Raw genomic sequence first — 21388 nt, forward strand, 5'->3', positions numbered from 1 at the left:
GCACGCCCGCCGGGGCGCCGCCCGCCCAACTCACCCTGGGCGGGCGGCTTCCGATGCCCCGGCGACAGGCGGTGCCCTCCACGGATACCCTGAGACCGCAGCTCAAGCGGCGTGCGGCATTGGGGGCGTTGGTGACGGACGGATTCGATTTCAGTCCCGGGGCGCAGGTCCCGCTCTCGGGGGCGGCGGGGCAGACCGCGGCGACCCAGGCGCTCGCCTCGGCGGCGTACCGGGACAGCCCGGTGGCCAAGCTGCTGGACGCCAACTCCGAGTGGACGAAGTCGGAGGTCAAGGCTCCGCGGTTCTCGCTCTTCGAGCCCAATCTCGGTGAGGCGTTCGCCCGCGCCGTCCAGGTGCGGATGCTCGGCGGCGGACGCGGGCAGCTGATCCAGTCCTTCGGCACCGAGCCGCAGACGGTCGTCGAGCACTGCCTCGCCGCCAATCGCATCCGCAAGCAGCGGGACGCCCGGCTCACCGTGCTCATGGTGGTGTTCGGACTGCTGTTCCTGCCCGGTGTGCTGCTGTGGCTCGGCGGCTTCCAGCTGCGCCGCACCATCGCCGGCGCGCAGGACAAGCGGGTCGGCGCGGCGGGCATCGCGCTGCTGGTGGTGCTCGCCGGACTGGCGGTCATCTTCATGATCAAGCTGCCGTTCAGCGGCTTCTGGTCGCTGTATCTGCGCGCCATGCTGGTGGCCCCGGTGATCGGCTGGTGGCTGGCGAAGCAGATCAGCGAGCGGACCGCGAAGGATCTGCGCGGGCGCTGGGAGGCACTGCTGTCCGGCGGCGGCATCGGCGCCAAGGTCCCCGAGGCGGTGCCCAGCGCGCCCGGCGGGGCCGCCGAGCAGCTGCGCAAGAGCCTGGAGAAGCTCACCGCCGAGCAGTACAGCAACGTCGTCTTCTACGCGGGCGGCAAGGGGATACTCGGCATGGGCACCCGCTGGGGCAGCTGGCAGCTCGCCGAGGACCTCGTCCCGGTCGAGCCGGGCATGGAGATCAACCCCTTCCGCAGCTGGGACGTCATAAAGGCGATCCACGACCGGCTGGCGCTGCTGGAGCGCGGCGCCCTGCACACCGGCGGCTTCCCCGCCCCTTCGGTGCGGCACTGGGTGGTCTCGCCGATCGGCGAGGGTGCCGCGTCGGTGGCGCGCGGCGGCACCACCGAGGCCGAGGGCTTCCAGATAAAGGGCGTCGAGCTCCAGCGGATCTGCGACCAGCAGCAGTTCGGCGCCGGGGACCGGCACTACCTGGGCGTGCAGTTCGTGCTCTGGGACGGGCAGCTGGTGATCACCATGCTCACCACGGTGACCTACCTCCACAACACCCTGCGGATCGAGGTCACCGGACACGCGCTCGGCCCGGTGCACCCGCTGTTCACCACCAAGCCGACGCCCCCGTCGAAGACGGTCAGCAAGACCATCAAGTTCTGGGAGACCAAGTCCGTCCCGCTGCCGCTGGTGGACGCCAAGGAGGTGGTGCGGCTGGCCGCACGCGCCCCCTTCACCTGGTATCCGCCGCTGCTGGACTACCTCGGCGGCAAGCTCACCCTGCCCGAGCCGTTCGGCCTCCGGCACGCCTGGGCGGACAAGCCGTGGCGGCACCGCTTCATGGCGGACGACGCGCTGCGCGCCGCCACCCCCGTCCTGCGCGTGGTGCACGAGGCCGCGATCCGGGTGCTCAAGGAGAACGGCGTCGACACCGAGAAGTTCGGTCAGCGCGCGCTGGTGCTCAGCGGCCAGGTCCAGGACCCGACCCCGAAGAAGGCGGACGAGTACAGCGCGTAGCTCCGCGCCTGGCCGCCACTGGGTGTCCGGTGGGTCTTTGCGGCGTAGCCACGGAGACCCACCGGAAGCTAGCCCTGCTGCGGCCAGGCGGCGGCGAGCATCCGCCGGGTGTCGGCCAGCAACTGAGGCAGCACCTTGGTGTGGCCCACGACCGGCATGAAGTTGGTGTCCCCGCCCCAGCGGGGGACGACGTGCTGGTGCAGGTGGGCGGCGATGCCGGCGCCCGCCGCGGCGCCCTGGTTGAGCCCGATGTTGAAGCCGTGCGCACCGGACGCGGTACGCAGCGCGACCATCGCGGCCTTGGTGAACTCCGCCAGCTCGACGGTCTCGTCGGCGTTCAGCTCGGTGTAGTCGGCGACATGGCGGAACGGGACGACCATGAGGTGCCCGCCGTTGTAGGGGTAAAGGTTGAGCACCGCGTAGACGTGCGAGCCACGGGCGATGATCAGCCCGTCCTCGTCGGACTTCTCCGGGATGCCGCAGAACGGGCAGCCGTCCCCGGCCCCCGGCCCGGTCGGCTTGTTCTCCCCCTGGATGTACGCCATCCGGTGGGGGGTCCACAGACGCTGGAAGGCGTCCTGGGTACCGACTCCGATCTGCTGCTCCGGCTCACTCGTCATGCGGGCCAGCATATGGCGTACGGGCAGAGGAACGGGCCCCGGGGAGCGGCTGAGGCTCCCCGGGGCCCGGCGGACGAGTTGCTGCCGATCAGACCTGGACGCGGTCCTCGACGGCCTTGACGATCTCGGCGAGGGCCTCGTCGACGGGGATGCCGTTCTTCTGCGAGCCGTCGCGGTAGCGGAAGCTGACCGCGCCGTTCGCCACATCCTCGTCACCGGCGATGACCATGAACGGGATCTTGCCGCGCTGCGCGTTGCGGATCTTCTTCTGCATGCGGTCGGAGGAGGCGTCGACCTCCATCCGCAGCCCCTTGGCCTTCGCCTGGGCGGCGAACTCCTGCAGGTACGGCACGTGCGCGTCGCCGATCGGGATGCCGACCGCCTGGACCGGGGCCAGCCACGCCGGGAAGGCGCCCGCGTAGTGCTCCAGCAGGACGGCGAAGAAGCGCTCGATGGAGCCGAACAGCGCGCGGTGGATCATGACCGGGCGCTGCCGCGAGCCGTCCGCCGCGGTGTACTCCAGGTTGAAGCGCTTCGGCTGCTGGAAGTCGACCTGGAGGGTCGACATCTGCCAGGTGCGGCCGATCGCGTCCTTCGCCTGCACGGAGATCTTCGGACCGTAGTAGGCCGCGCCGCCCGGGTCCATGACCAGCTCAAGCCCCTGCTTCTCGGCGGCCTGGCGCAGCGTCTCGGTGGCCTCCTCCCACTCCTGCGGCTCGCCGATGAACTTCGGGGAGTCGTCGCGGGTGGACAGCTCCAGGTAGAAGTCGCTCAGGCCGTAGTCGCGGAGCAGGTTCAGGACGAAGGTGAGGAGGTTGTCCAGCTCCTCGCCCATCTGCTCCTTGGTGCAGTAGATGTGCGAGTCGTCCTGGGTGAAGCCGCGGGCGCGAGTCAGACCGTGGACCACGCCGGACTTCTCGTAGCGGTAGACCGTGCCGAACTCGAAGAGCCGCAGGGGAAGTTCCCGGTAGGACCGCCCGCGCGCCCTGAAGATCAGGTTGTGCATCGGGCAGTTCATGGCCTTGAGGTAGTAGTCCTGCCCCTCGAACTCCATGGGCGGGAACATCGACTCCGCGTAGTGCGGCAGGTGGCCGGAGGTCTCGAAGAGGTTGGCCTTGGTGATGTGCGGGGTGTTGACGAACTCGTAGTCCCCGAGCTCGTGCTGCTTGCGCGAGTAGTCCTCCATGACCCGGCGGATCACACCGCCCTTGGGGTGGAAGACCGCCAGGCCCGAGCCGAGCTCCTCCGGGATGGAGAACAGGTCGAGCTCGGCGCCCAGCTTGCGGTGGTCCCGCTTCTCCGCCTCGGCGAGGAAGTCCAGGTGCGCCTTGAGCTCGTCCTTCGACGGCCAGGCGGTGCCGTAGATGCGCTGGAGCATCGGGTTCTTCTCGCTGCCGCGCCAATACGCGCCGGCGCTGCGCATCAGCTTGAAGGCCGGGATGAGACGGGTGCTGGGCAGGTGCGGACCGCGGCACAGGTCCTTCCAGCACAGCTCGCCGGTCTTGGCGTCGAGGTTGTCGTAGATGGTCAGCTCGCCCGCGCCGACCTCCGCGGAGGCGCCCTCGGCGGCGTCGGCAGCCGAGCCCTTGAGCCCGATCAGCTCCAGCTTGTACGGCTCGTTCGCCAGCTCCTCGCGGGCCGCCTCGTCGGTCACCGCGCGGCGGGAGAACTTCTGCCCGCGCTTCTGGATCTCCTGCATCTTCTTCTCGATGCGCTTGAGATCCTCCGGGTGGAAGGGGGTCTCGACGTCGAAGTCGTAGTAGAAGCCGTCGCGGATGGGCGGGCCGATGCCGAGCTTCGCCTCGGGGAACAGCTCCTGCACGGCCTGGGCCATGACGTGCGCGGTGGAGTGCCGCAGGATGTCCAGGCCGTCCGGGCTGGAGATCTCGACCGGCTCCACGACGTCGCCGTCGGCGAGCGCGTACTCCAGGTCCTTGAGCTGCCCGGCCACCCGAGCGGCGATCACCGAGCGCTCACCGCCGAAGAGGTCCGCCGCCGTGGTGCCCGTGGTCACCACGCGCTCTTCCCGCTCGGAATCGCGTTGGATGATCACACGGACGTCTGACACCGGTCTCTCCTGACTGATGGATGCGTCGCGGCCGAATTGCCGCGCAGCGTGAATCGTACCGAGCCGGGGGCCCTCACCGCGAAACGGTTGTTCCGGGAATCCGCCGGGCTGCCGGGCCACCGCCGCCCGCCCTGCAGATCCTGCTCTACCTGCTCGGCCAGCGCCGCCGTCCCGGTTCAGCCGCCGCCGCACGCCTCCTCGAAGAAGTCCAGGTTCTCCTGGAGCGCCTTGACCAGCCGGTCCCGCTCCGCCTCGTCGACCTGGACCGGGGCGACCCCGCGGGCTCCGGTGAGGCGGCGGAAGCCGCCCCGGCTCTCCAGCCGTCCGCTGACCCGGATCGGCAGCCCCACCAGGTGCGCGTGTCCGGCGATGCGGTAGTCGTCCTCGTCCAGCGCGATCCTCAGCTGGCCCACGTCGGCACCGGCCAGGACCCGCAGCCGGACCGTGCCCGGCCCGCCGGGGGCCGAGCGGCGCAGCCGGACCACCGCTCCGGTGACCCGCACCGGCACGGAGGGCTCGTCGCGCACGTAGCGGGCGCCGGCCTCGCGCAGCGCGGGCAGGTCGCCGGGGGAGAACTCGACCGGTTCGGGGCGGGCGCCGAACCCGTCCGGCGGGCCTGCGGCCGGTGACCACTCCAGCGCCACCCGGGCCCCTTCGGTGCCGCGCACCAGGGCCACCAGCGCCTCGGTCAGCTCGCGGCTGACGCCCGCCCGTACCGCCGCGTCGAATGCCTCCATGCCGCCGGTGGCGCGCTGGTAGTCCACCGCGTCGCGGGCCGCGTGCAGGGCGCGCAGCAGGGTGGCGGTGCCGGCCCGGCCCTGGTCGACGGGGACGAACACGGTGAGCGCCCGGCCGCCGGGCGCGGCGGCGGGGCCGACCGGGCCGACCGGGCCGACGAGGACACGGTCGAGTGCGCTCTCGGCAGCCCGCCGGTGCCGGGCGCCGTGGTAGCCCACGCGCTCGTGGGTGGCCAGGGCACCGGCGAGCAGCATGGCGCGGGCCGCGGCGCGCAGCCGCTCCTGCTCGACCCAGGCGTCGGCCCCGGCGGCGGACTCGGGCACGTCCCGCCACCACCGGATCTCGTCGCTGGGCACCGCGAGCCCGATGAGCACGTCGCGGGCGGAGGGCGCGGCGCTGCGGGCCAGCGCGGTGAGCGCCTCGGCGAGCAGGTCGTCGCTGTCGGGGAAGTCCCGGCGCTCGGGGACCAGCAGGCTGGTGCCGCCGGTGAGCGGGCCGGGCGGGGTCCAGCGCCCGTAGCGGCCCGGGGCGCCGCCGCGCCGCTGCCAGCCGTGCCGGGCGAGGAGCGCGCCGAGGACGCCGGGGTCCACCTGGTCGGGGGGCGGGGTGGTCGTGGGCTCGTCGTTCGGCCGGTGCATCAGGGTCTCCCTCCCGCCCCGACTCGCGTCATGATCTCGCAGAGCGCCCGGTCGTCGAAGACGCGTGAGGTCGGGATCCGCACGGTGGTCCGGCGGCGCCCGGTGACCGGGTGGCCCGCCAGGTTGGTCCAGTAGCAGCAGTGCCGCAGCGCGAGGCGGTCGTGGCCGGCCAGCAGCCAGTCCTCCTGGCGCCGGGGGACGATCATCACCACCAGGATCTTGTGCACCGACACCGGGCTGCGGGCGAGTTTGACCAGGTGGTCGTTGTCGAGGGTGAACGCGAAGGTGGGGCCCGGCGGGTGCGGGGTGAGCTGGTAGGTGCATTTGAGCTGCACCTTGATGGTGACTTCGTCGTCGACGGTGTGGCCGCGGGCGCTGTGGCTGACATGCCAGTCGATGCCGTTGTCGGGAAAGGGCTGGGCCAGCGAGCAGCCGGCGGCCGCGGCGACCGCGTGCAGATAGCCCACCTGGAGGGTCTCCATGCAGGCGGTGGTGGCGAGTTGGCCGCGGAGCGGGACGATCCGCTCCGGCGGGAGGGTTACCGGCGTGACCGGGTCGGGCTGCGCGAGCGCCATGTCCCTGATGCCTTCCGGGTGTTGCCGTTTCGCCGTCGCTGTGCGGGTCCTTCCCTGGGGGATGCCGGTCCGCACACCTGTGTTGTCTCCGTATCAGATGCTTTGCAAACGATGCCCGATCCGGACGGTTCGAGCGCGCCGCTCCTCGGGTATCACCTGGTCGGGCGGGGTTGAAGGTGCCATCTGTCAAGCGAGCACGAGGAGTTGTGACATGCCGTGCTGGTTCGAGGGGCCGCTCGCCGCCTTTGACACGGAGACCACCGGAGTGGATGTCGAGACCGACCGGATCGTCTCGGCGGCCCTGGTCGTGCAGCGGATGCCGGGCGGAGTGCCCGAGGTGTTCCGCTGGCTGGTGAGCCCGGGGGTGCCGGTACCGGCGGCGGCCACCGCGATTCACGGGCTGACCGAGGAGCGGTTGCAGCGCCATGGCCGGTGGCCGGCGCCGGTGATGGAGGAGGTGGCCCGCGGCCTGGCCGAGCAGTCGGCGCGCGGCACGCCGCTGGCGGTGATGAACGCGCCATTCGATCTGACGCTGCTGGACCGGGAGTTGCGGCGGCACCGCAATTCCTCGCTCGCGACCTACCTGTCCACCTCATCGCTGTGCGTGCTGGATCCGCGGGTGCTCGACAAGCACCTGGACCGCTACCGCAAGGGCCGCCGCACGCTGGCCGACCTGTGTGCGCACTACTCGGTGGAGCTGACCGGGGCACATGAGGCGGCGGCGGACGCGATGGCGGCGCTGGAGGTGGTGCGGGCGATAGGCCGCCGGTTCGCGGCCCGGCTGGAGGGGTTGTCGCCGGCCGAACTGCACACCCGGCAGGCGATCTGGTACGCGGCGCAGGCGCGTGGCCTCCAGGCGTGGTTCGCGCGCAACGGGTCGGAGGAGACCTGCGATCCGGCGTGGCCGCTCCGCCCGGAGCTGCCGGCCGCCGCGTGACCTGACGCCGATCGCCGCCGGATCCTGGCGCTTTGCGCGTACAACGCCCGAGGCCGGGCCGCCTGCTGGCGGCCCGGCCTCGTCGGGGTGGGCGATACTGGGATCGAACCAGTGACCTCTTCGGTGTGAACGAAGCGCTCTCCCGCTGAGCTAATCGCCCCGGTGTCCGGCCCGGTCTCCCCGGCGGAACGTCCTGAACAATACAGGTCGCAGGGGGTCTCCTTCAAACCGCCGAGTCCTCCTCCGACTCCTCCGCTGCCGCCAGTCGGGCGCGCAGCCCGCGCAGGCCGCGGCGCATCATCAGCGCGTGGTTGGCGCGGAAGAAGGGGCGGCCGGGGACGGCGAGGCGGCGCAGCAGGGCCTTGCGGGCCTCCACCTCCTGCTCGAAGAGGACGCGGGTGCCGCTGCCGTGGGCGAGTACGGTCCATCGCGCCCAGCCCTCCAGATCGCCGTGGAGAGCGACCTCCAGTACCCGCGCGACGGGGTCCTCGCGCACCCCGGTGGCGGTCAGCACCAGGTCGTAGGGGATGAGCGAGCGGATACGGGCGCTCCCGGTGCCGTCGGCGGTACGGGACGCCTGGCGGACCTGCGGCCACCAGCGGGGGTAGTCCTCGCCGGCCGCGAGTACCGCGTAGACGGTGTCCGGGTCGGCGCCGAGGTCCCAGTGGGTCCGGAAGCGGTAGCGGCACCAGTCCATCCACCCAGTGTGCTCCCGGCGCCCGGCAGGGGTCAGCCGTACGGCAAGGCCGCCGGCACCGATGGCCGGGAAGAGAGGCCCGCGGACTTCGGGAGACGGGAAAACGCCGAGGGGCCCGGAGGTGGAAACCTCCGGGCCCCTCGGCCTGGGTGGGCGATACTGGGATCGAACCAGTGACCTCTTCGGTGTGAACGAAGCGCTCTCCCGCTGAGCTAATCGCCCGGGCGCAGGCCCAACATTAGCGCATGTCAGGCCGTGCTCCTGACCAGCTGCGGCCGGTCGCCGGTCACTCGCTGATCTTCCAGGGCATCACGACGCCGAACTTCCAGATGTACACCGCCAGCGCGACCGCGCAGATCACCAGCGTGATCACGCTGAGGATGATGTTCCGCTTGCGCACCTTGGGGTCCAGCGCCCGCTGCGCCGCTTCCGTGACCTTGCGCTTGGTCCAGCGCAGCACCAGCTGGGCCCAGACGAACTCGGTCGCCCAGATCGCCATGCCGCCGAAGATCACGACCCAGCCGGGACCGGGCAGCGGCAGCATGATGATGCCGACGACCACGACCGCCAGACCCACGATGAAGACGCCGACCTGCCAGCTGCGGTGCAGCGCCCGGGAGCGCTGGATGAACTGCGGCGCCTTGGAGCCGAAAACCGGCTCTTCCTTGGCTCCGTCCCCCGTCGCGACAGTGGAGCCGGCCGCCGGGGCGGCTCCCCGCCGACCGTTACTCTCCGCATTCATATAACCCAACTTACCGGATTGGCTCGCCTCACCGGAACGGCGGTACCGGCGAGACGACGACTCGGCCGCCCGAGCTATCAGAACACCCACAAAACGGTCAGAGGGGTTTACAACGGCACCGTAGGTGGCATGTCGATTTCGCCGACGTGCGAATCCCCGAGCGCACACTGAGCGAAAGGCCCTGGCGCTTATGAACACCACGGTCAGCTGCGAGCTGCACCTGCGCCTCGTTGTGTCGAGCGAATCCTCACTGCCTGTACCTGCGGGCCTGCGGTATGACACGGCCGATCCTTATGCCGTGCACGCCACCTTCCACACCGGAGCCGAGGAGACGGTCGAGTGGGTTTTCGCCCGCGACCTCCTCGCCGAGGGCCTGCACCGGCCCACGGGCACCGGCGACGTCCGCGTCTGGCCGTCCCGCAGCCACGGTCAGGGCGTCGTCTGCATCGCCCTGAGCTCCCCGGAAGGCGAGGCATTGCTCGAGGCCCCGGCGCGGGCCCTGGAATCGTTCCTCAAGCGAACCGACGCCGCGGTGCCACCCGGCACCGAGCACCGCCACTTCGATCTCGATACGGAGCTCTCCCACATCCTGGCGGAGAGCTGAGGAGGCCCGCGCTGAGCTGAGACCGCCGTCCGACTCGGGGAGACGGCGGCAGACACAAGGCACAGCACAGGCGACGGTGCCGTCGCCGCGGAACACCGCGGCGACGGCACCGTCGTATGGCGAGCCGCTAGAGTCGGTCAGATCGAAGCCACCGCCGACCCGGCCCGGCCCGGCCAGGGAGCCAACCCGTGCTGATCAACCATGACACCCGGTGCGCGCTCGACGCGGTCGTCGACCTGGTGAACACCGCGCCGGAAGGTGAAGACCACGACGATCTCGCCGACCTCGACGGACTGCGCCGTTTCGTCGAGCGCAACAAAATCAGCGACGTCGGTTCCTTCGGCGATCGCGACCTGAGCGCGGTGCGGTCCGTCCGCGACCGATTCACCCAGGTCTTCCGCTCCCCGGACACCCGGTCCACCGCGGAGCTGCTCAACGCGATGGTCGCCGCCGCCGGCACCACGCCCCAGCTCACCAACCACGACGGCTACGACTGGCATGTCCACTACTTCGCGCCGGGCGCGTCGGTGGCCGACCACCTCGCCGCGGACGGCGGCATGGCGCTCGCCTTCCTCGTGGTGGCCGGGGAGCGCGAGCGGCTGCGGCGCTGCGAGGCGCCGGACTGCGGACGAGCCTTCGTGGACCTCTCGCGCAACCGGTCACGCCGCTACTGCGACAGCCGCACCTGCGGAAACCGGCTCCATGTGGCCGCCTACCGCGCGCGGCGCCGGGAAGCCGGGGAGTGACCACTGCCGGTTGTGCCGGCGCCGGCCCCTGCCCCGGGCCTTCACCAGCGGTACAGGTCGTGGACCGCGGTGAGCAGCAGCAGCCCTGCGATCACGCCGAGAAAGAGCATGAGCGGGGGCTGGGAGAGGGCGAACAGACAGCCGCGTGGCTCTCCGCTCGCCGGGACGGACGGTCGCTGAACGGGAGGTAGCTCCCCGGGTGTGTGCGGCATCTCGCCGAAGATCATCGCGTAGCGGTCCGGCGAGCCGCGACCAACACGCGGCGTTCGAGAGGTAGTTCGTCAGATCCCGTGTTTCTTCAGGATCGCCTCGATGTCGGAGAAGTCGTCCCCGCCGGTGCCCTTGGACGGCTTCTTCGCCTTGCCCCGGCCCGGCGAGCGTCCACCGCCGCGCTCGCCTTCCAGCGAGGGCGCCGAGGCCCGGGCGGCGAGCGCGTCACGGGTCCCCGTCTTGCCGTCCGGCTCGCCCTCACGGCGGCGTTCCACGGCGCGGGTCATGACCAGGAGCAGCCAGGCCAGGCCCAGCAGCACGAAGCCGAACCAGACGCTGGGGTGGAAGACGAGATCGGTGATCCAGTCGAGGATGCCGGTCAGGTTGAGGCCGATCGGGATCAGCGCGTACGCCGTGATCCGGGTGGCGGCCAGGAAACGCCTGCGGTAGGCGGTCATGAGGGCGATGCCCAGCCCGCCCGCGGACAGTGCGACGCACACGGTGTCGGTCAGCATCGGATCCTCCTGCCGGTGGTTGCTGTGCTTCCATCGTGCACCTCCCGGCGGCCGGCGGGCCACGAGGTCGCCCGGTCTCAGGGAGATCTCCGGGTCGTCCCTCCTCCCCCGGGACCGCCGCCGGGCCACCGAGGCGGTCCGCGAGTGCCCGGCGGGTGTCGGGCGGGTCCGACTGCCGGGGTGCCCCTACGGGCTGGAAGACTGGCCCCATGAACGACGCCGACCTGCCCCGCCCGCTCGTGCTCGAGGTGTGGTGCGAGCTGCAGTGCCCCGACTGCCGTACCGCGCTGGCCGACATCCACGCGCTGCGCGACCACTTCGCCGACCGCCTGGACATCCGGCTGCGGCACTTCCCGCTCGAACGCCACCGGCACGCCCACGCCGCGGCCCAGGCCGCCGAGGAGGCCGCCGCGCAGGGTCAGGGCTGGCGTTACGTCGAGGCGGTGCTGGAGCGCACCGAGGAGCTGGCCGAGCGCGGTGAGCAGCTGCTCGTCGAGGTGGCGGCGGAACTGGGCCTGGACGCCGAGGAGATGGACACCGCGCTGGTCGACGGCCGGCACATCCTGATCGTCGACGCCGATCAGGCGGAGGGCAAGGCGATCGGCGTGACCGGCACCCCGACGTATGTGATCGGCGGTGAGCGCCTGGACGGCGGCAAGAGCCAGGAGGGTCTGCGCGCCCGGATCGAGGAGATCGCCACCCGCCTGCTCGCCGAGTGACCGGCGGCCGCGGGAGATCCCCTAGATGAGCCGCTTGTACAGGTGGAACCGGGTCGGGCGGTACCCCAGCGACTGGTAGAGCCGCAGCGCCGGGGTGTTCCCGGCGAAGACGTGCAGCCCCAGGCTGTGCGCCCCGGCGATCAGGCACTCCCGCTCGGCGACCAGCATCAGGGTGCGGCCGTGCCCGTGCCCGCGATGCTCGGGGGCGACCTCCACGGAGTAGACGTACGCCTCGCCCGCGCCGTCCCGCCCGTCGCGCAGCGCGACCCACACGGTCCCCACGTCGGCGCCTTCGTGGGCGAGGACGCGCAGCACCGTCCCCGGGCCGGCCAGGCCCTGGGGCAGCAGCCGCGCGTAGTCGCCCTCGGCCTTGGCGCGGGCCTGCTCCTCGGGCACGCCGCGGGCCATCCACTCCCCGACGTAGCCCTCCCGCTCGTGCTCCAGCCACGCCGGGTACTCCGGCTCCCCCATGGCGCGGGCGGTGCTCTCCCGCGGCAGTGCCGGGAGCACGCCGAGCTGCTTGATCATGTTCCGGCCGCGCTCGCCGTAGCCGAGCGCGCCCGCCAGCCCCAGGGCCGTGGTCGCGGAGGCCGGGACGGTGATCTCGATCTGCTCGCAGCCCCAGCCGCGCAGCACCTCCTCCGCGGCGAGCGCGGCGATCGTGCCGCGGCCCCGGTGCCGGTCGGCCGGGTCGATGCTCAGTGACTCGATCCGGCCGACCGTGGGGCCGAAGCGGGAATCCGTGGTGAGGTCGACCCGGCCGACGGGGCGGCTGTTGACGCGGACCTCGTACGAGCGGGACCGCCCGCCGTCCGGTGTGGCGTGCTCGGGTGTGCTGGGCCGCAGGGTGGTGGTCACCTTCGAGTTGTACCTGCCCGGTGGCCGGGCGTCACCCCGATTACGCACATCACCAGCGGCGAACCGGCCGGTATCCGGTGGAATCAGGCGGGATCGGGCTCGGCGGCCGATCGCTCCGCGAAGATCCGCATGGCCTTGGCGGTCACCGGCCCCGGTGCCCCCGGCAGGCTGCGGCCGTCCACCCGCGTCACCGCCTGCACATCGCGCAGGCTGGAGGTGAGGAAGAGCTCCTGGGCCCGCTCCACCACCTCCAGGGGCAGGTCGGCCTCCTGGGCCCCGGCCCATTCGACCACCAGGGCGCGGGTGATGCCGGGCAGGCAGCCGGAGCTGACCGGCGGCGTGTACAGCTCGCCGTCGAGCACCACGAAGACGTTGGATCCGGTGCCCTCGCAGAGTTGGCCGACGGTGTTGGCGAACAGCGCCTCGGTGGCGCCCTGTTCGCCGGCCCGGGCCAGCGCGACGACGTTCTCCGCGTAGGAGGTGGACTTCAGGCCGGCCAGCGCGCCGCGCTCGTTGCGCGTCCAGGGGACGGTGATCACCTCGGTGGTCTCCGGGCGCCGGACGGCCGCGCCGATCGCGACGACCAGCGTCGGACCGGTCACGCCCCGGTCGGAGCCCAGCGGGGAGACCCCGCCGGTGTAGGTGATCCGCAGCCGTCCCAGGGGCATCGGGTTGGCCTCCAGTACGGCCGCGCAGGCGTGCCGCACCTCGTCCAGGTCCGGCTCGGGAAGCCCCAGGCCGCGAGCGGAGCGGGAGAGCCGCTCCAGGTGGCGGGTGAGGGCGAAGGGCCGGCCGTGCTCGGCCTTGAGCGTCTCGAAGACGCCGTCGCCGACGGTCATGCCATGGTCGAACACGGACACCGTCGCACTGTCCGCGTCACGCAGCGCCCCGTTGAGCCAGATCGTCACCGTGCAGTCCCCTCCGTCGGCTGATGTTCCGCCTCCGACGCTACCGCGAGCAGCCGCGCCGCCTTGAGTTCGGTTTCGTCCCATTCACGGTCCGGATCGGAGCCCCAGGTGATCCCGGCGCCGGTGCCGAAGCGGAGCACCGCCCCGGCCGGGTGGCCCGGGCGCGCCTCGGCCGTCCGGTCGATCCAGAAGGTGCGGATGCCGACGGCCAGCTCACCGCTGCCGCTGTCCGCGTCGACCCAGCCGATCCCGCCGCAGTACGGGCCGCGCGGGGCGGTCTCCAGCTCCTCGATGATCCGCAGGGCACTGGACTTGGGCGCTCCGGTGACCGAGCCGGGCGGGAAGGTGGCCGCGAGCAGCTCAGCCCAGCCGGCGTCCTCCGCCAGCTCGCCGCGCACGGTGGAGACGAGGTGGACCAGTCCCGGGTGCGGCTCGACGGCGCACAGCGCGGGGACGGTCACCGAGCCGGTGGCGCACACCCGGCCCAGGTCGTTGCGGACCAGGTCGACGATCATCACGTTCTCGGCGCGGTCCTTCTCCAGCAGATCGGCGGCGGTCCGGCCGGTTCCCTTGATCGGGCCGGACTCCACGGCCCGCCCGGTGCGCCGCAGATACAGCTCGGGCGAGGCGGTGGCGACCTCCACGCCGTGCGCGGGCAGCCGGACCGTCCCGGCGTAGGGGGCCGGGTTGCCGCGGGCCAGGAGCGCGGTGAGGGCGTCCACGTCCGCACGGTCCGGGTCGGGCAGCGGCGCGGAGAGCACGCGGCACAGGTTCGCCTGGTAGACCTCGCCGGAGGCGATGTACGCGCGTATGCGCCGCACCGCCGCGGTGTACGCGGCCCGGTCCAGCGAAGAGGTCCAGTCGGTCCGGGCCGGGCCGCGCCAGGCGCCGGGGACGGGCGCCGGGACCGGCTGGCTGCGCACGTCGCCGAAGCGCGCGCAGACCAGACCGCCCTCGAAGTCCGCGACCACCGCCCAGAAGCCGGTCGAATCCAGGGCCGAGGGGTCTCGGGTCACATCGCGCAGATCGGTGGCGACGAGGCCGCCGAACCTGGCCAGAGGCTCCGGCGCGCAGCGCCGCCGATCACGGGTGGTGGTGGGCGACAGGTGGTCCAGAGGGTGCAGGTCGTACACGTCTGCGAGTCTAGGTCGGAGCGGCCAGAGGCGCCCCGGGCGGGTGAACGAGAGGTGGCCGGCGAGCCTCCGGGGCAGCACGCTGGGCAAACGGAATTTGAGCTGGCCCAGGAATCCGCTAAAGTTCAACACGTCGCCGGGACGCGGAAGCGCCCCGGAAGAACGACACCTGCGGACGTGGCTCAGTTGGTAGAGCATCACCTTGCCAAGGTGAGGGTCGCGAGTTCGAATCTCGTCGTCCGCTCGAAGTGGGGGATTCCCGTCCCCCGCGATTGGTGGAGTGGCCGAGAGGCGAGGCAACGGCCTGCAAAGCCGTCTACACGGGTTCAAATCCCGTCTCCACCTCTGCGGACGATTAGCTCAGCGGGAGAGCGCTTCCCTGACACGGAAGAGGTCACTGGTTCAATCCCAGTATCGTCCACTGGGTCCGAGAGGACTCGCATGCGGGTCCTTCACCGGACCCACCCGCGCGATTAGCTCAGCGGGAGAGCGCTTCCCTGACACGGAAGAGGTCACTGGTTCAATCCCAGTATCGCGCACGCACCTGCGGTCTTCGTTTGAAGATCGCGGTCCCGAGGACGATTAGCTCAGCGGGAGAGCGCTTCCCTGACACGGAAGAGGTCACTGGTTCAATCCCAGTATCGTCCACACCGATCGGCCGAGGGCCGGAGCATCCGCTCCGGCCCTCAGTCGTATACCCGGGAAGATTCTCAGGAAGAGAAGAGCATGTGGCCCAGGGTCCGCCGGTGACCGTGGTGCCCGTGGTGGCCATGGTGCCCGTGGTGCTGCTGCGGGGCACCCCAGGCCGGGGCGGCGGGGTACGCCTGCGGGGCCGGGGCGGCCGGGGGCGGCGGGGCGGGCTGCGTCCACTGCGCCTCCAGCTGGGTCAGCGCCTCCAGCTCCCCGTAGTCGAGGAAGATCCCCCGACAGCCGCTGCACTGCTCGATCTGGACACCGCTGCGGTTGTACGTATGCATCGCAGCATGGCACTTGGGACACTGCATGTCCGCTCAACTCCTCATACATGGGACAGAACCGCCGCCGGGAACATCCTGGCGACGACGTCGAGTTCACCCTACGGCCTCAATCGAGGCAGATGATGCGGGCACAGGCGTCGACCATGGCCTGGGCCGCCTCCTCCAGGCCGGAGGGAGAGCCTTCGGCCTTGGCGAGGGCGGTGGCGGCGGACTGCACGGTCAGCGCCCGGGCGGGCACGTCCAGCGCGGGCCAGGGGTCGCCGTCCCGGCCCGCGCCAGGGCCGCCCGCCGCACGGTAGGCGGCGAGGAAGCGGTCCCAGTCGGCGGGCGCGAGCAGCCCGGCGGCGTACCAGGCGGCCGGGCGGGCCAGGTCCCAGGCGGGCACGCCGATGCCCAGGTCGTCGATGTCGATGAGCCGCCAGGGCCCGTCGGGCGCCGGGTGCCGCACCAGCTGGCCCAGGTGCAGATCTCCGTGGCAGACGACGTACGGCCCGGGGCCCGGGCCCTCGTCGCGGGCCCAGGGCGGCAGACCGGCCCAGGCCCGCAGCACGGTGCGGGCCGCGGCCGTGTCCCGGTTCGCGGACGCGGTGAGCCGGCGGACCGCCTGAGCGGCCTTGGCGGGGCCGCGCATCGGCGGCAGCGGCGTCGGCAGGTCGGTGTGCGCGAGGGAGTGCAGCCGGCCCAGGAGCGTCCCGGCTTCCGCCCAGGGCACCGCGTCCGGGTCCTCCGGGGAGACGGGCACGCCGTACGGCCACAGGGTCACGGTCCGCCCGCCGGGCAGCGGGGCGGTATCGGGGCTCAGGGGGGCCAGCAGGATGCCGGCGGCCCGGGGGTCCGCGGCGAGCCGGAGCCGGGCGGTGAGCGCGGCGGGCTCCTGGCCTCCGTAGGCCGCGGTGTCGGGGGCGTGTGCCTTGGCGACGACGGCCCCGCAGCGGATCACGGTGGCATCGGGCCGGTCGGCGAGCACCGTCGGCTGACCGGCGGGGGCGGTGGCACCTGCTGCGAGGCGGGGCGCCGCGGGGTGGCTGGGGGCGCTGGTGTCCTCCGCCTCGTCCGCCTCGTCCTCGGGTCGGTTGCCGGGAAGGCCGCGGTACGGCGGGGGTGGCGTGGGTTCGGCCCGCGCGGCCTGCGGGAACGCCCGGTGGGCGGCGTCGGCGAGCTGCCGTATGAGGGGCGGGGCGAGTTCGCCGGAGCCTGCGCGCACTGCTCCCCCAGGGTCGGTTGCCTCGTGTCGAGGGGATGCTACCTGGGGGCCCGATGGATCCCGTGGATTCAAGAGCTCGCGTGCGGACACGGCTCGATGCCCGGGCAGCCTCCCCAGGCCGCCCGGGCATTCGTGCCGTCCGCCGCACCCCCGTCCCCACGGGGTAATGGCCGGAAGTCCCCGGTCCGGGCCGCTCTCCCGGACCTGGGGCGCTCAGCGCCCCAGCATTCCCGCCACGGACGACGCTTGTGTGACGACGGCTTCCCAGCCGCCGAACACGACAGTGAGGAGGGTGGCCAGCGGCAGCACCATCGCCGCCGCGACCAGGGGATGACGCGTGCCCGGCTGCTGCCCGTGGCCGCTGAGCGAGCCCGTCCCGGCCACCGCCGGGGGAGCGTCGACGCCCTGGCGGCCTCGCGTCCTGAGGACCGTGCGTGCCGTGATGTCCGCCATCGCCCTCTCCTCCCTGTCACTTCCACAGCGGCGAGCGTCTGACCTCGGGGGACGAGTGCTGCGCCCGCCGCTTGATCTCAACAGTAGGCGCGGGGGCGGTCGTGGACGTCATGCCTTCGTACTGATTGCCGGGCCTCCAGGAGGATGATGTCCGGCCACTTCGCCTACTCCCCTGGGTGGAGACGCCCCGCCGGGTTCCCCGGGTCTTCCCGGAGGGGACGGCCGCCGCGGCGCGGAGGGCCGGCCACCGGTGCCGGGGCGGCCTCGGGCAGCGATGCCCGCAAGAGTGACTTCCCTCACGTGCGTTGTCCCTCGGCCGTGCTCCGCTCCGGCCCGTCGTCCGGGCCGACCCGGCGGCGGCCGATCCGTCCCCGCCAGGGCCCCGGACGCGCGGACGGCGACTGCCGGCTGATCCGCCATCCCGTCAACATCCCCTCCTTCCAACGGCTTTGAGGGGAGCGGTGGGCCAACCCCTCCGGCGGGTGGCCGATCGGCCGCCGGAGACGGCGGCGGGGGAACCTCTCTGACAATCCGTCGACCGACGCATGCGCGGCCTCGCAGCAAGCCGGGCGCTCAATCCGTAAGCTGGGGCACGTCAGACGCAGCGAAGGTTGAGAGTGGGGCCTCCCCACCGGAGGCAGGGGACGGACATGACGATGATGCGGCTCCGGCGCGAGGACCCGCGTGTCGTCGGCTCGTTCCGCCTTCACCGGCGGCTCGGCGCGGGTGGCATGGGGGTGGTGTACCTCGGCTCCGACCGGCGCGGGCAGCGCGTGGCGCTGAAGGTGATCCGCCCCGACCTCGCCGAGGACCAGGAGTTCCGGTCGCGGTTCGCCCGCGAGGTGTCGGCGGCGCGGCGGATCCGCGGCGGCTGCACGGCCCGGCTGGTCGCCGCCGACCTGGAGGCGGACCGGCCGTGGTTCGCCACGCAGTACGTGCCCGGGCCCTCGCTGCACGACAAGGTGAACGAGGACGGCCCGCTGCCCGCCGCTCAGGTCGCCTCGATCGGCTCGGCACTGGCCGAGGGGCTGTTGGCGGTGCATGACGCGGGTGTGGTGCACCGGGACGTCAAGCCCTCCAACATCCTGCTGTCCCCCAAGGGGCCGCGGATCATCGACTTCGGCATCGCCTGGGCCACCGGCGCCAGCACGCTGACCCATGTCGGCACGGCGGTCGGCTCGCCCGGCTTCCTCGCGCCCGAGCAGGTGCGCGGCGCCGCGGTGACCCCGGCCACGGACGTCTTCGCGCTGGGCGCCACGCTGGCGTACGCCTGCACCGCGGACTCGCCCTTCGGGCAGGGCAGTTCCGAGGTGATGCTGTACCGCGTGGTGCACGAGGAGCCGCAGTTGCTCGGGGTGCCCGACGCGCTGGCGCCGCTGGTCCACGCCTGCCTCGCCAAGGACCCGGAAGACCGGCCGAGCACACTCCAGTTGTCGCTGCGGCTCAAGGAGATCGCGGCCCGTGAGGCCCACGGGCACGGTCCGGCGGAGCCTCGTACGGATCTGCCCCGGCAGCAGCAGGAGCGGCCGACCGGGCGGCGCGCGGACGAGTACGCGCGGCAGCGCACCGAGCGGCGTGCCGCGGGCACGCCGACCTCGCGCCCGCATGCCACGCGTCCCTCCGCCCCGCGTACCGGCCCGGGCACGGCCGGGGGTAACGGCGCCCGCCCCTCCGGGCGGATTCCTCGCACGCGCCCCGCGGGCCGGACACCGTCCCGGCGCCCCGGTGGGCGGCCGCCGGCGCGCACCGGCGCGGGCGCGCGCCGGCCTGCCGGGCCGGACCGGCGGCTGCTGCGGCAGCGGCTGATCGTGTTCGTCGTGGTGACGCTGCTGGCCGCGCTCGGTATCGCGGCCGCGCAGGGCTGCCAGGGACCGACGCGCGGACTGGGCGACGAGCGGCCGCGGGTGCCGGCTCCGACGGCGCCGTCCTCGGCCCTGGCGGCTCCGGCCCTGGAGTTCCGGGCACCGGAGTTCCCGGCCGCGCCACTGCCGGACCCGGCCGCGGAAGCGGGCGAGGAGACCGGAGAGGTCTGAAGGCCCCGGTGCGGCCGGCCGAGGTGGCGACGCATGGTCACCTCCAGCGGCCGGCCGGGGTGGCGCCGTCGGGGTCAGCCCTGCGGCCGGCCGGTGGTGACGGCGTAGAAGGCGACGGCCGCGGCCGCGCCCACGTTGAGCGAGTCGACCCCGTGCGCCATCGGGATCCGCACCCATTCGTCGGCCGCCATCAGCGCCTGCCGGGAGAGCCCCTCGCCCTCGGCGCCCAGCATCAGGGCGACCCGGTCCAGCCGGTGCGGGGCGGCCTCGTCCATCGCGGTGGCCTTGGCGTCCGGGGTGAGGGCGAGCAGCGTGAGCCCGGCCTCGCGTACCGCGTCCAGTCCGCGCGGCCAGGTCTCCAGGCGCGCGTACGGCACCGAGAAGACGGCGCCCATCGACACCTTCACCGACCGCCGGTAGAGCGGGTCGGCGCAGTCCGGGGAGAGCAGCACCGCGTCCATGCCGAGCGCGGCGGCACTGCGGAAGATCGCGCCGATGTTGGTGTGGTCGTTGACCGATTCCAGGACGGCGACGCGTCGGGCGGTGCCGAGCAGTGACTCGGCCCCGGGCAGCGGCTTGCGCTGCATCGAGGCGAGGGCGCCCCGGTGGACGTGGTAGCCGGTGACCCGCTCGGCGAGCTCGGGGCTGACCGCGTAGACCGGCGCGGGCACCTCGTCGATGACGTCGCGCATCACATCGATCCACTTGGCCGACAGCAGCATCGAACGCATCCGGTAACCGGCCTGCCGGGCACGCCGGATCACCTTCTCGCCCTCGGCGATGAACAGGCCCTCGGCCGGTTCGCGCCGTCGGCGCAGGTCGACGTCGGTCAGGCCGGTGTAGTCGTGCAGGCGGGGGTCATCGGGGTCCTCGATGGTGATGAGTTCAGCCACGGGGTGATACTGCCTTGTCCTGGTTGTGGTGCCAACGACGCCTGGGGTCGGTCAACGGGTGGCTCGGCCGACGCCGATGCCGACGACGTCGCCGATCACGATGACGGCCGGCGGCCGCACGCCCTCGGCGACGACCCGCTCCCCCACCGTGGCCAGCGTGGCGTCGACCCGCCGCTGGGCGGCGGTGGTGCCCTCCTGGACGACGGCGACCGGGGTGGCCGCGTCCCGGCCGTGGGCCATCAGCGTGGCGGCGATCTTGCCGATCTTCTCGACGGCCATCAGCAGGACCAGGGTGCCGCGCAGCTTGGCGAGCGCCGCCCAGTCGACCAGCGAGGTCGGATCGTCCGGCGCGACATGGCCGCTGACCACGGTGAACTCATGAGCCACGCCCCGATGGGTGACCGGGATCCCAGCGGCGGCGGGCACGCTGATGGAGCTGGAGATGCCGGGCACGACGGTGCACGGGATGCCGGCCGCGGCGAGCGCCTCGGCCTCCTCCATGCCCCGGCCGAAGACGAACGGGTCGCCGCCCTTGAGACGCACCACGGCCTTGCCGGCCTCGGCGTGCTCGATCAGTGCGGCGTTGATGGCCTCCTGGGCCATGTACCGGCCGTAGGGAATCTTCGCGGCGTCGATGACCTCGACGTGCGGCGGGAGTTCGTCGAGCAGGTCGCGGGGGCCGAGCCGGTCCGCGATGACCACGTCGGCCTCGGCGAGCAGCCGCCGGCCGCGCACCGTGATCAGGTCCGGATCGCCCGGACCGCCGCCGACCAGGGCGACGCCGCCCGGCCTGGCCCGCCGGTGCGGCGCGCCGAGCGAACCGTCCCGCAGCCCTTCGACGACCGCGTCCCGGACCGCGGCCGAGCGGCGCGGGTCGTTGCCGGTGAGCACGGCGACCGTCACGCCCTCGCTGCGGCCGGTGGCCGGGGTCCATGCCGAGGCCGCCTCGGCGTCGTCGCTGCGCACGCACCACACGCGCCGCGCCTCGGCCTCCGCGGAGGCGGCCGCGTTGGCCTCCGGGTCATCGGTGGTGATCAGCGCGTACCAGGCGCCCTCGAAGTCGCCTTCCTGGTAGCGGCGGCGTTCCCAGCGGAGTTCACCGGCATCGGCCATGGCCTCGACGGAGGGGGTGGCGGACGGCGACACCAGCAGGACGTCCGCGCCCGCCGCGATCAGCGCCGGCAGCCGGCGCTGGGCGACCTGGCCCGCCCCGAGGACGACGACGCGCCGACCGGTCAGGCGCAGGCCGACGGGGTAAGCGAAGTTCTCGGGCATGGCGGTGCGGCTCTCCTCGTAAGGTCGCGCTGGCCGCTGCGGCACTGAAGCGGCTGGTCAACTG

The 21388-nt window shown here is 72.7% G+C and carries 22 protein-coding genes and 7 tRNA genes; 11 read left to right on the forward strand and 18 right to left on the reverse strand.

Going from position 1 to position 21388, the window contains the following annotated elements; genetic code table 11:
* The first annotated feature begins 131 nt into the window (after positions 1-131).
* Positions 132-1781, forward strand: a complete 1650-nt coding sequence (locus tag AC4BDD_RS04420; protein WP_490689644.1) for an AbeC-like domain-containing protein — start codon at positions 132-134, stop codon at positions 1779-1781.
* A 68-nt stretch (positions 1782-1849) separates the two neighbouring features.
* Here AC4BDD_RS04420 and AC4BDD_RS04425 read toward each other — a convergent pair whose 3' ends face one another.
* The 4 genes from AC4BDD_RS04425 to AC4BDD_RS04440 form a co-directional block, all read right to left on the reverse strand.
* Entirely contained in the window at positions 1850-2413 is a 564-nt protein-coding gene (locus AC4BDD_RS04425; RefSeq protein ID WP_490689645.1) for an HIT family protein, read from the reverse strand.
* Positions 2414-2489: 76 nt separating this feature from the next.
* Complete coding sequence (thrS, locus tag AC4BDD_RS04430; protein ID WP_490689646.1) at positions 2490-4469, reverse strand: threonine--tRNA ligase; 1980 nt, start codon at positions 4467-4469, stop codon at positions 2490-2492.
* Positions 4470-4645: 176 nt separating this feature from the next.
* Positions 4646-5845: a hypothetical protein gene (locus AC4BDD_RS04435; protein WP_490689647.1), complete on the reverse strand. Its 1200-nt coding sequence runs from the start codon at positions 5843-5845 to the stop codon at positions 4646-4648.
* Positions 5845-6420 carry a DUF4365 domain-containing protein gene (locus tag AC4BDD_RS04440; protein ID WP_490689648.1) on the reverse strand — a complete coding sequence of 192 codons (576 nt, stop codon included), beginning with the start codon at positions 6418-6420 and terminating at the stop codon, positions 5845-5847. The genes AC4BDD_RS04435 and AC4BDD_RS04440 overlap by 1 nt, the downstream gene beginning before the upstream one ends.
* A 211-nt stretch (positions 6421-6631) precedes the next feature.
* Between AC4BDD_RS04440 and AC4BDD_RS04445 the strand changes: the two genes are divergently transcribed.
* Positions 6632-7357, forward strand: a complete 726-nt coding sequence (locus AC4BDD_RS04445) for a 3'-5' exonuclease (RefSeq protein WP_490689649.1) — start codon at positions 6632-6634, stop codon at positions 7355-7357.
* Positions 7358-7445: 88 nt separating this feature from the next.
* On the opposite strand, the gene AC4BDD_RS04450 is transcribed toward AC4BDD_RS04445, so the two are convergent.
* From AC4BDD_RS04450 to AC4BDD_RS04465, 4 genes are all read right to left on the reverse strand, one after another.
* Positions 7446-7517 (reverse strand) — tRNA-Val (locus AC4BDD_RS04450).
* A gap of 63 nt (positions 7518-7580) precedes the next feature.
* Positions 7581-8054, reverse strand: a complete 474-nt coding sequence (locus AC4BDD_RS04455; protein ID WP_490689650.1) for an SRPBCC family protein — start codon at positions 8052-8054, stop codon at positions 7581-7583.
* A gap of 150 nt (positions 8055-8204) precedes the next feature.
* Positions 8205-8276: transfer RNA gene (locus AC4BDD_RS04460), tRNA-Val, on the reverse strand.
* A 64-nt stretch (positions 8277-8340) separates the two neighbouring features.
* Positions 8341-8796: a TIGR02611 family protein gene (locus tag AC4BDD_RS04465; protein ID WP_490689651.1), complete on the reverse strand. Its 456-nt coding sequence runs from the start codon at positions 8794-8796 to the stop codon at positions 8341-8343.
* 190 nt (positions 8797-8986) lie between these two features.
* Between AC4BDD_RS04465 and AC4BDD_RS04470 the strand changes: the two genes are divergently transcribed.
* Both AC4BDD_RS04470 and AC4BDD_RS04475 read left to right on the forward strand, forming a co-directional pair.
* Positions 8987-9400 carry an SsgA family sporulation/cell division regulator gene (locus AC4BDD_RS04470; RefSeq protein WP_003959770.1) on the forward strand — a complete coding sequence of 138 codons (414 nt, stop codon included), beginning with the start codon at positions 8987-8989 and terminating at the stop codon, positions 9398-9400.
* A gap of 188 nt (positions 9401-9588) precedes the next feature.
* The gene (locus AC4BDD_RS04475; RefSeq protein WP_490689652.1) at positions 9589-10146 is read left to right on the forward strand and encodes a CGNR zinc finger domain-containing protein; all 558 of its coding nucleotides are present in this window, start codon (positions 9589-9591) and stop codon (positions 10144-10146) included.
* Between the two features lie 41 nt (positions 10147-10187).
* On the opposite strand, the gene AC4BDD_RS04480 is transcribed toward AC4BDD_RS04475, so the two are convergent.
* Positions 10188-10358 (reverse strand): hypothetical protein, encoded by a 171-nt coding sequence (locus AC4BDD_RS04480; protein WP_490689653.1) that lies wholly within the window; start codon positions 10356-10358, stop codon positions 10188-10190.
* 69 nt (positions 10359-10427) lie between these two features.
* Entirely contained in the window at positions 10428-10871 is a 444-nt protein-coding gene (locus AC4BDD_RS04485) for a hypothetical protein (protein ID WP_490689654.1), read from the reverse strand.
* Between the two features lie 209 nt (positions 10872-11080).
* On the opposite strand from AC4BDD_RS04485, the gene AC4BDD_RS04490 reads away from it, so the two are divergent.
* Positions 11081-11590: a DsbA family protein gene (locus AC4BDD_RS04490; RefSeq protein WP_490689655.1), complete on the forward strand. Its 510-nt coding sequence runs from the start codon at positions 11081-11083 to the stop codon at positions 11588-11590.
* Between the two features lie 21 nt (positions 11591-11611).
* Here AC4BDD_RS04490 and AC4BDD_RS04495 read toward each other — a convergent pair whose 3' ends face one another.
* From AC4BDD_RS04495 to AC4BDD_RS04505, 3 genes are all read right to left on the reverse strand, one after another.
* Positions 11612-12448, reverse strand: a complete 837-nt coding sequence (locus tag AC4BDD_RS04495) for a GNAT family N-acetyltransferase (RefSeq protein ID WP_490689656.1) — start codon at positions 12446-12448, stop codon at positions 11612-11614.
* Between the two features lie 83 nt (positions 12449-12531).
* Complete coding sequence (locus AC4BDD_RS04500; protein WP_490689657.1) at positions 12532-13356, reverse strand: aminotransferase class IV; 825 nt, start codon at positions 13354-13356, stop codon at positions 12532-12534.
* Positions 13353-14489, reverse strand: coding sequence for a chorismate-binding protein (locus AC4BDD_RS04505; protein WP_490689658.1), 1137 nt, complete (start codon positions 14487-14489; stop codon positions 13353-13355). Before AC4BDD_RS04505 ends, AC4BDD_RS04500 begins: the two co-directional genes overlap by 4 nt.
* 171 nt (positions 14490-14660) lie before the next feature.
* Here AC4BDD_RS04505 and AC4BDD_RS04510 point away from each other — a divergent pair.
* The 5 genes from AC4BDD_RS04510 (at position 14661) to AC4BDD_RS04530 (ending at position 15137) form a co-directional block, all read left to right on the forward strand.
* Positions 14661-14733: transfer RNA gene (locus AC4BDD_RS04510), tRNA-Gly, on the forward strand.
* Between the two features lie 30 nt (positions 14734-14763).
* Positions 14764-14834: transfer RNA gene (locus tag AC4BDD_RS04515), tRNA-Cys, on the forward strand.
* Positions 14835-14838: 4 nt separating this feature from the next.
* Positions 14839-14910 (forward strand) — tRNA-Val (locus AC4BDD_RS04520).
* 46 nt (positions 14911-14956) lie between these two features.
* Positions 14957-15028: transfer RNA gene (locus AC4BDD_RS04525), tRNA-Val, on the forward strand.
* 37 nt (positions 15029-15065) lie between these two features.
* Positions 15066-15137 (forward strand) — tRNA-Val (locus AC4BDD_RS04530).
* Between the two features lie 62 nt (positions 15138-15199).
* On the opposite strand, the gene AC4BDD_RS04535 is transcribed toward AC4BDD_RS04530, so the two are convergent.
* The 3 genes from AC4BDD_RS04535 to AC4BDD_RS04545 form a co-directional block, all read right to left on the reverse strand.
* Positions 15200-15493, reverse strand: a complete 294-nt coding sequence (locus AC4BDD_RS04535; protein ID WP_490689659.1) for a TFIIB-type zinc ribbon-containing protein — start codon at positions 15491-15493, stop codon at positions 15200-15202.
* 79 nt (positions 15494-15572) lie between these two features.
* A complete protein-coding gene (locus tag AC4BDD_RS04540) occupies positions 15573-16670 on the reverse strand; it encodes a phosphotransferase enzyme family protein (RefSeq protein ID WP_490689660.1) in 1098 nt (365 codons plus the stop codon).
* 213 nt (positions 16671-16883) lie between these two features.
* Entirely contained in the window at positions 16884-17123 is a 240-nt protein-coding gene (locus AC4BDD_RS04545) for a hypothetical protein (RefSeq protein WP_490689661.1), read from the reverse strand.
* Between the two features lie 650 nt (positions 17124-17773).
* Between AC4BDD_RS04545 and AC4BDD_RS04550 the strand changes: the two genes are divergently transcribed.
* Entirely contained in the window at positions 17774-19156 is a 1383-nt protein-coding gene (locus AC4BDD_RS04550) for a serine/threonine-protein kinase (protein ID WP_490689662.1), read from the forward strand.
* Positions 19157-19230: 74 nt separating this feature from the next.
* Here the strand turns inward: AC4BDD_RS04550 and AC4BDD_RS04555 are convergent, their stop codons facing one another.
* Positions 19231-20049, reverse strand: a complete 819-nt coding sequence (locus AC4BDD_RS04555; protein ID WP_490689663.1) for a TrmH family RNA methyltransferase — start codon at positions 20047-20049, stop codon at positions 19231-19233.
* Between the two features lie 51 nt (positions 20050-20100).
* Entirely contained in the window at positions 20101-21324 is a 1224-nt protein-coding gene (gene cobA / locus AC4BDD_RS04560; protein WP_490689664.1) for a uroporphyrinogen-III C-methyltransferase, read from the reverse strand.
* Positions 21325-21388 lie beyond the last annotated feature (64 nt).

Source organism: Streptomyces sp. JLBT605, assembly GCF_058215555.1.